This window comes from uncultured Cellulomonas sp. (genome assembly GCF_963527515.1).
Classification (GTDB): Bacteria; Actinomycetota; Actinomycetes; order Actinomycetales; family Cellulomonadaceae; genus Cellulomonas.
Genome location: NZ_CAURTV010000134.1, coordinates 1 through 7,927, shown reverse-complemented (window position 1 = coordinate 7,927; position 7,927 = coordinate 1). Strand labels below are relative to the sequence as shown.

Annotated in this window: 9 protein-coding genes; 3 read left to right on the top strand and 6 right to left on the bottom strand. The window is 72.0% G+C overall.

The features are described 5' to 3' along the window. Window positions 1-1,183, top strand: a 1,183-nt coding sequence (rny, locus tag RYN42_RS18570) for a ribonuclease Y (protein WP_315098588.1), incomplete at its 5' end; no start/stop codon positions are given. Here the strand turns inward: rny and RYN42_RS18565 are convergent. The 4 genes from RYN42_RS18565 to RYN42_RS18550 form a co-directional block, all read right to left on the bottom strand. Then, window positions 1,180-2,040, bottom strand: a complete 861-nt coding sequence (locus RYN42_RS18565) for an amino acid ABC transporter permease (protein WP_315098583.1) — start codon at window positions 2,038-2,040, stop codon at window positions 1,180-1,182. The two genes, rny and RYN42_RS18565, sit on opposite strands and share 4 nt — an antisense overlap. Beyond that, window positions 2,037-2,726 carry an amino acid ABC transporter permease gene (locus RYN42_RS18560; RefSeq protein WP_315098580.1) on the bottom strand — a complete coding sequence of 230 codons (690 nt, stop codon included), beginning with the start codon at window positions 2,724-2,726 and terminating at the stop codon, window positions 2,037-2,039. Before RYN42_RS18560 ends, RYN42_RS18565 begins: the two co-directional genes overlap by 4 nt. Before the next feature lie 71 nt (window positions 2,727-2,797). Next, window positions 2,798-3,661, bottom strand: a complete 864-nt coding sequence (locus RYN42_RS18555) for a glutamate ABC transporter substrate-binding protein (RefSeq protein WP_315098578.1) — start codon at window positions 3,659-3,661, stop codon at window positions 2,798-2,800. Window positions 3,662-3,736: 75 nt separating this feature from the next. Beyond that, complete coding sequence (locus tag RYN42_RS18550; protein WP_315098575.1) at window positions 3,737-4,519, bottom strand: amino acid ABC transporter ATP-binding protein; 783 nt, start codon at window positions 4,517-4,519, stop codon at window positions 3,737-3,739. A gap of 124 nt (window positions 4,520-4,643) precedes the next feature. On the opposite strand from RYN42_RS18550, the gene miaB reads away from it, so the two are divergent. Continuing rightward, a complete protein-coding gene (gene miaB, locus RYN42_RS18545; RefSeq protein WP_315098573.1) occupies window positions 4,644-6,200 on the top strand; it encodes a tRNA (N6-isopentenyl adenosine(37)-C2)-methylthiotransferase MiaB in 1,557 nt (518 codons plus the stop codon). Here miaB and RYN42_RS18540 read toward each other — a convergent pair whose 3' ends face one another. Then, the gene (locus tag RYN42_RS18540) at window positions 6,201-6,722 is read right to left on the bottom strand and encodes a YbjN domain-containing protein (RefSeq protein ID WP_315098570.1); all 522 of its coding nucleotides are present in this window, start codon (window positions 6,720-6,722) and stop codon (window positions 6,201-6,203) included. It lies immediately after the preceding gene. Then, window positions 6,719-7,315 carry a YbjN domain-containing protein gene (locus RYN42_RS18535; protein WP_315098568.1) on the bottom strand — a complete coding sequence of 199 codons (597 nt, stop codon included), beginning with the start codon at window positions 7,313-7,315 and terminating at the stop codon, window positions 6,719-6,721. Before RYN42_RS18535 ends, RYN42_RS18540 begins: the two co-directional genes overlap by 4 nt. A 76-nt stretch (window positions 7,316-7,391) precedes the next feature. Between RYN42_RS18535 and RYN42_RS18530 the strand changes: the two genes are divergently transcribed. Continuing rightward, window positions 7,392-7,927: hypothetical protein (locus RYN42_RS18530; protein WP_315098566.1), on the top strand; the 536-nt coding region annotated here is incomplete at its 3' end.

The window sequence follows — 7,927 nt, the reverse complement described above, 5'->3', positions numbered from 1 at the left end:
TGCCGCCGCTGCGCGGGCCGTCGAGGCCGAGCGGGCGGCGCTCGCGGAGCTCGAGTCCGCGACGGGCCTCACGGCCGAGGACGCGCGCGCGGAGCTGACCCGACGCATCGTCGACCACGCGCAGAACGACGCGGCCGCACAGGTGCGCCGCGCGGAGGCGCAGGCCCGCCGCACGGCGGAGACCAGGGCTCGGCGGATCGTCACCACCGCAGTCCAGCGCCTCGCCGTCCCCACCAGCGCGCAGTCCCCGCTCACCGTCCTGCCGTTGCCGTCGGACGAGATGAAGGGCCGGATCATCGGCAAGGAGGGCCGCAACATCCGGTCCTTCGAGGCGCTCACGGGCGTCAACGTGCTCGTCGACGACCAGCCGGACGCCGTCGTCCTGTCCTGCTTCGACACGGAGCGCCGTGAGGTCGCCCAGGTCACCCTCGACGCGCTCATGGCTGACGGACGCATCCACCCGCAGCGCATCGAGCAGGCCTACGCCGAGGCGCTGGCCGGGGCCGACGAGCGCACGGACGCGGCCGGGCACGACGCCGCGGAGCGTGCGGGCGTCAGTGGCCTGCACCCGGTGCTGGTCCGGACCCTCGGCCGTCTGCGGCTGCGGACGTCCTACGGGCAGAACGTGCTGGAGCACCTGGTGGAGTCCGCGCAGCTGGCGGCGGCCCTCGCGGCCGAGGTCGGTGCCGACGTGGACGTCACCCGCCGGGGGGCGTTCCTGCACGACCTGGGCAAGGCGCTGACCGCGCAGGTGCCCGGCACCCATGCGGCGGTCGGGGCGGACCTCGCCCGTCGGCACGGCGAGTCCGGCGCGGTCGTCAACGCGATCGCCGCACACCACGACGAGGTTCCCGCGGAGACGGTCGAGGCCGTGCTCGTGCAGGTCGCCGACGCGATCTCGGCAGCCCGACCGGGTGCACGGCGCGAGGAGCTCGACCAGTACGTCGAGCGCATCGACAAGCTCGAGCAGCTGGTCGCGGCGCACGCGGGCGTGCGCCGGGCGCTGGCCATGTCCGCCGGACGCGAGGTGCGTGTCGTCGTCGAGCCGTCCGAGGTCGACGACTTCGCGCTGCCGCAGCTGGCGGTGGCCATCGCCCGTCACATCGAGGCGGACCTGGCCTACCCCGGCGAGATCAAGGTGACCGTCGTCCGAGAGATCCGCGCCAGCGCCACGGCCGGCTAGTCCTTCGCGGTCGCGACCAGGAGCGAGGGTGCCTCCACGCGCGGCTTCCCGGCGGTCCGCCGCCCCACGCGTCCCGCCAGGCGGTCGGCGATCTTGGTGATCCCGTAGTTGATGACGATGAAGATCAGCGCGGCGACGATGAGCGACTGCAGGATGTTGCCGTTGCCGGAGCCGAAGCGCCGGGCCGAGTCCAGCAGGTCCGGGTAGGTGATGATCACGCCGAGCGCGGTGTCCTTGAGGATCACGACGAGCTGGCTGGTGATGGCGGGGAGCATCGCGATCAGGGCCTGGGGCACCTCGACGAGCCGGAGCGACTGGCCGTCGCGGAGCCCGATGGCAAGGGCGGCCTCCCGCTGGCCGCGCGGCAGGCTGTGGACGCCGGAGCGCACCAGCTCCGCGAACACGGAGCCGTTGTAGAAGGTGAGCCCGAGGACCACCGCGACCAGGGGGACGTCGGACGGGTCCAGGATCCTCAGCTGCCCGAGCCCCAGGTAGAAGAAGATCATCATGAGCAGCACCGGCACCGCGCGGAAGAACTCGACGATGGTGCCGCTGACGGTGCGGACCACGCGGGACCCCGAGAGGCGGCCGAGCCCGAACACCAGCCCGAACGCCGCGGACGTGACGATGGAGATCCCGGCGGCCCGCAGGGTGTCCAGGAGGCCTGGCAGCAGGTAGTCCACCCAGGGGCTGGCCGTGAGGAACGGCGTCCAGAGGTCGGGGTCGAGCTGCCCCTTGGCGCCGACCCGGGTGAGCACCCAGACCGCGATGCCGATCACGACGACGGTCGCGGCGATGTTGACCCAGACCATCCGTCGTCGGGCGACCGGTCCGGGGACGTCGAACAGGGTGCTCATCGGGCCACCGCCAGTCGTCGCGAGAGTGCGGTGGTCGCCAGGCCGATCGGCACGACGATGATGACGAACCCGAGGGCGAACGTGAAGAAGATCGCGAGGATGACGTCGGGGCGGAACTCGATCATGGTGCGCATCAGGCCGGACGCCTCGGCGACGGAGCCGGCGGCGGCGACGGTCGAGTTCTTGGTGAGGGCGATGAGCACGTTGCCCAGGGGCGCCACGGACCCGCGGAACGCCTGCGGCAGGATGATCAGCCGGGCGGCGGGCCAGAACGACAGGCCGATCGCGCGAGCCGCCTCGGCCTGCCCGACGGGGACCGTGTTGACCCCGGACCGCAGCGCCTCGCAGACGAAGGCGGCGTGGTAGACGCTCAGACCGACCACGGCGAGGCGGAAGAAGTTGGTCTGGAAGTCGGGGGAGAGCGTCAGCCCCAGCTGCCCCCACAGTCCCAGCACGCAGAAGACCATGATGATCGTCAGCGGCGTGTTGCGCAGGAGCGTGACGTAGGTCGAGCCCGCCCAGCGGAGGCTCGGCACGGGCGAGATCCGCATCATGGCCAGGACGGTGCCGAGGACCAGGGCGAGGATCGCCGCGAAGAACGTGAGCTGGATGTTCACCCAGAACGCGGCGGGCACGTCGAACTCGTCGAACAGCGTCAGGAACTGCTGGAAGTAGCCGTCGTCCACCGACGCTCCTTGCTCTGGGGAGGGACCGGAGGCCCGCGCACCGGGCGCGGGCCTCCGGACCGGTCAACGGGTCAGGCGCAGGCGTCCGGGGTGGGCGGGTTCAGCTCCTCGTTCGCCTGGTAGCCCGAGGCGCCGACGTTCGCGTCGAGCAGCTCCTGCCAGGTGCCGTCGTCGATCATCTTGGTGATGGCCTCGTTGATGGCCTCGCACTTGTCGGACTCCTTGGGGATGCCGACGCCGTAGTTCTCCTCGGAGAACGGGTTGCCGACGACCTTGACCTTGCCCTCGTTCGCGGGCACGGCGGCCAGGCCGGCCAGGATGATGTCGTCGGTCGTGACGGCGTCGACCGTGCCGGCGGTGAGCGCGGTGACGCACTCGGCGTAGCCCGGCTGCTCGAGCAGGTTGGTCCCGGCGGCGTGCTCGTCCTTGATGCGCTGCGCCGACGTGGAGCCGGTCACCGAGCACAGGTTCTTGCCCTCGAGGTCCTCGGGGCCGGTGATGGTGTCGTCGTCCGCGGCGACCAGCAGGTCCTGACCGGCGACGAAGTACGGACCGGCGAAGGAGACGACCTCCTTGCGCTTGTCGGTGATGGAGTAGGTGGCGAAGATCATGTCGACCTGGCCGTTCTGCAGCAGCGTCTCGCGCTGGGCGGACGGCGCCTGGACCCACTCGATCTGGTCCTCGCCGTAGCCGAGCTCTCCCGCCACGAACTTGGCCACGTCGACGTCGAACCCGGTGTACTCGCTGCCGTCCTGGAACCCCAGGCCCGGCTGGTCGAACTTGATGCCGATCTTGATCGTGCCCTCGGCCCCGCCGGCGGTCTCGGACGCGTCGGCCGTCGCAGCGGGCTCCGTGTCGTCGCCGCCGCTCGAACAGCCGGCGAGCGCGAGCGTGGCCGCGGCGGCGAACGCCAGAACCAGTCGTCCTCTACGCATGGTGTGTCCCCTTCGTGTGGTGTGCAGTGTCGGTCCGGTCAAAGAGGGTCAGTGGGTTCAGTGGGTTCGGTGGGTTCAGTGGGTGAGGATCTTGGACAGGAAGTCCCGCGCGCGGTCGCTCCGGGGCGCGGTGAAGAAGGTCTCCGGTGCGGCTTCCTCGACGATCTGGCCGCCGTCCATGAACACGACGCGGTTGGCCGCGCGGCGGGCGAAGCCCATCTCGTGGGTGACGACGATCATCGTCATGCCGTCGCGCGCCAGGCCGACCATGACGTCGAGGACCTCGTTGATCATCTCGGGGTCCAGGGCCGACGTCGGCTCGTCGAAGAGCATGACCTTGGGCTGCATGGCCAGCGCGCGGGCGATGGCGACGCGCTGCTGCTGGCCGCCGGACAGCTGGGCGGGCAGCTTCTCGGCCTGGTCGCGGACGCCGACGCGCTCCAGCAGGTCCATGGCGATCTCGCGCGCCTTGGCTGGCTTCACGCCCTTCGCCTTGACCTGGCCGAGCACCACGTTCTGCAGCACGGTCTTGTGCGCGAAGAGGTTGAACGACTGGAACACCATCCCGACGTCGGCGCGCAGCCGCGCGAGCGCCTTGCCCTCGGCGGGCAGCGGCTGACCGTCGAGCAGGATCGTCCCGGAGTCGATGGTCTCGAGGCGGTTGATGGTGCGGCAGAGCGTGGACTTCCCGCTGCCGGACGGGCCGATGATCACGACGACCTCGCCTCGGCGGACCGTCAGGTCGATGTGCTGCAGCACGTGCAGGGAGCCGAAGTGCTTGTCCACCCCGCGGAGCTCCACGAGGGCGTCTGTCGTGCGGTCAGAGGGGGCGGGCGGTTCGACTGAGATGTCCACCATTGGATGAACCTAAGGGGTCGTTCTCCTATCTGGCGAGCACGGACGGTCACGGTTCGGCAACGCAGCCGTCAAGCAATCCCCCCAGGTGAGGGGCCCCAGGCGGGCGGACGTACCCTTGTCGGTGATGTCCACGACCCTGCCCGCCGTCCGTCCGGACGCGCCCACCGCCGCACGCACCTACCTGGTCAAGACCCTCGGGTGCCAGATGAACGTGCACGACTCCGAGCACATGTCGGGGATGCTCGAGCAGGCCGGCTACGTCGCCGCGGACCCGGCGGACGCGGCCGCAGAGGCCGCGGACGTCATCGTCATCAACACGTGCGCGGTCCGGGAGAACGCGGCCGACAAGCTGTACGGGAACCTGGGCCGGCTGGCCGCGTCCAAGCGTGCGCGCCCCGGCATGCAGATCGCCGTCGGTGGGTGCCTGGCGCAGAAGGACCGCGCCGGGATCGTCGAGCGGGCGCCGTGGGTGGACGTGGTGTTCGGTACCCACAACCTCGACGTCCTGCCGGTGCTGCTGGAGCGCGCCCGCCACAACGCCGAGGCGCAGGTGGAGATCGAGGAGTCGCTCCAGGTCTTCCCCAGCACCCTGCCCACGCGGCGCGAGTCGGTCTACGCCGGCTGGGTGTCCATCAGCGTCGGCTGCAACAACACGTGCACGTTCTGCATCGTGCCGCACCTGCGCGGCAAGGAGCGCGACCGCCGTCCCGGGGAGATCCTCGCGGAGGTCGAGGCACTGGTCTCGCAGGGGGCGATCGAGGTGACGCTGCTGGGGCAGAACGTCAACTCCTACGGTGTCGAGTTCGGTGACCGGGGCGCGTTCGCGCGGCTGCTGCGGGCGGTCGGCGCCGTCGAGGGCCTCGAGCGGGTCCGCTTCACCTCGCCCCACCCCGCGGCGTTCACCGACGACGTCATCGCCGGCATGGCCGAGACACCGACGGTCATGCCCCAGCTGCACATGCCGCTGCAGTCGGGTTCCGACCGCGTCCTGCGCGCGATGCGCCGCTCGTACCGGTCGGACAAGTTCCTCGGCATCCTCGACCGGGTGCGGCTCGCGATGCCCGACGCGGCCATCACCACCGACATCATCGTCGGGTTCCCCGGTGAGACCGAGGAGGACTTCGCCGAGACGCTGCGGGTGGTCGAGGCGTCCCGGTTCACCTCCGCATTCACGTTCCAGTACTCGCCACGGCCGGGCACCGCGGCCTTCGACCTGCCCGACCAGCTGCCCAAGGCGGTGGTGCAGGAGCGCTACCTGCGGCTCACGGCGCTGCAGGACCGCATCTCCGAGGAGGAGAACGCGGCGCAGGTCGGCAGGACGGTGCAGGTGCTCGTCGCGGAGACCGAGGGGCGCAAGGACGGGGCCACGCACCGCGTCACCGGGCGCGCCGCCGACAACCGGCTGGTGCACCTGGCGCTGCCCGAGGGGCCCGCGGACGTCCCGCGTCCCGGGGACCTGGTGACCGTCGACGTGACCCGCGCGGCCCCGTACCACCTGGTGGCGGACTCGGCGCTGACCGGAGGGACGTACGCCGTGCGGCGCACGGCGGCGGGGGACGCGTGGGACCGGCGCCAGAGGGACGAGGAGGCGCACAGCCACGGTGGCGCGGGCGCCGCCTGCGGCACGAGCGGTCCCGCCGGTCCCGTGGTGCTGGGCCTGCCGACCATCGGCCGGCGCTGACTAGTTGTCCGGCACGTCCGGCGGCGGCGCGTCGTCGCGGGGCAGCAGCACCTCGAGCGACGAGAACATCTGGACGCCCGTGCCCAGCCCGCACGCCAGCAGCTGGGCCAGCTGCGGGTCCGTGACGCCGGGCTCGAAGTCGGCGGACACCTCGCTGTAGAGCGCGAGCACGCCCTCCTCCTCGCGCAGGTACGCCTTGGGCCAGATGCGCTCGCGGTTCCAGTCGTTGACCGCCAGGGAGGCGGCGTCGCGCTGGTCGAGCTGCAGGCTGCGGTGCCACCGGCCCCGGACCTGCAGGATCTCCTGGTGCTCGCCGAGGAGCAGGAACCAGAAGCGGCTGCCGTCCCACGTGCCCGTCAGGTCGCCGTCGTCGTCCACGACGAAGCGGTACCCCCGGCCGATGAGGTAGTCGGCGATCCGCTCGCGCGTCAGGGGCGCCGGCGGCTGGTCGTCGGGCGTCGGGCGCTTGGTCGGCTTGGGCAGCCCACCGAGCACGCGCAGCAGCCAGCCGGGCCCGCTCACGGCGCCACCCCAGCAGGGTCGGGGTACCGCTCGTCCAGGCTGTCGAAGAACATGCTCCCCGTGGACAGGCCGCAGAAGAGCATCTGGCTCAGCTGGGCGTCGGTGGCGCCGTGCTCGAGGTCGGTGGCCACCTCGGAGACCACGTGCACCCGGCCGTTGTCGCGGACGCGGACGTACGCCTTGGGCCAGATGCGGTCGGCGTTCCACTCGTTGCAGACGTCGAGCACCTCCTCCAGACGCTCGATCGCGACCTCCCGGTGCCACTGCCCGCGGACCTGCAGGATCTCCGACTTCTCCCCGAACAGGAAGAAGTAGAAGAGCCTGCCACGCCACAGCCCGCCGAGGTCGCCGTCGTTGTCGACGAAGTAGCTGAACTGGTTGTCGGTCATCCACGCGGCGATCCGCGCGGGCGTCACGTCGGAGGGCAGGTCGGTCGCCGGCTCGGCGACGCCGAGCTCGCGGGCGAGCAGCTGGGCGACGCGGTCGTGGAGCTCGTCGTCGTCGGGCTCGAGGCCGGGACGGGCGTCGGGGGCGGCCGCGGGCCGCGAGCGCCCCTGCCACCAGCGCCGTGCACGTTCCCCGAGCGACCCCATGCCACGACAGTACCGGCGCTCGCCCACACGGAGGGCCGTCGTCCGGGACGCCACGGGCTCGGCGTAGGTTCGGACCATGCTCGTCGTCGCCGCGCTCGTCCCGGACACCGCGCTCCTGGTTCCCGGCGTCGCCGGGGACGCGGACGTGTACCTGGACCTGCGCCGGGCGGCGCTGGCCGCCGTGACCCACGTGGTGGCCGCCGACGTCGGGACGGTCGTGGTCGTCGCCCCCGGGCCGCGGTCCCGCGAGCTGTCCGGGACGGTGCGCCCCTCCCTCGGTCCGGCCGGTGTCCCGGACGACCTGCTCGCGTGGCCGGTGACACCCGTGCTGCTCCCCGGCGCGGGCGAGGACCGTCCGGGGGTGCCGGCCGCGGTCGCCCTGCACCTGCTCGCGCACGCCGGGCGACGCCGGGGTCTTCGGGTGCTCGAGGTGACGGGCCGAGAGTCCTCCGACGACCTCGCCGCTGCGGGGCGCGGGCTGGTCGCCGACGGTCCGACCGGCCTGGTCGTCGTCGGGTCCGGCAGCGGGCGGCACGGACCCGACGCGCCGCTGGCCGACGACCCGCGCTCTCCTGAGCACGACGCCCGCCTGCTCGCCGACCTGGCCGACGC

Coding starts and splice junctions, on each gene's coding strand:
- RYN42_RS18565 (WP_315098583.1), bottom strand. CDS start 2,040: ATGAGCACCCTGTTCGACGTCCCCGGACCGGTCGCCCGACGACGGATG.
- RYN42_RS18555 (WP_315098578.1), bottom strand. CDS start 3,661: ATGCGTAGAGGACGACTGGTTCTGGCGTTCGCCGCCGCGGCCACGCTC.
- RYN42_RS18550 (WP_315098575.1), bottom strand. CDS start 4,519: ATGGTGGACATCTCAGTCGAACCGCCCGCCCCCTCTGACCGCACGACA.
- miaB (WP_315098573.1), top strand. CDS start 4,644: ATGTCCACGACCCTGCCCGCCGTCCGTCCGGACGCGCCCACCGCCGCA.
- RYN42_RS18535 (WP_315098568.1), bottom strand. CDS start 7,315: ATGGGGTCGCTCGGGGAACGTGCACGGCGCTGGTGGCAGGGGCGCTCG.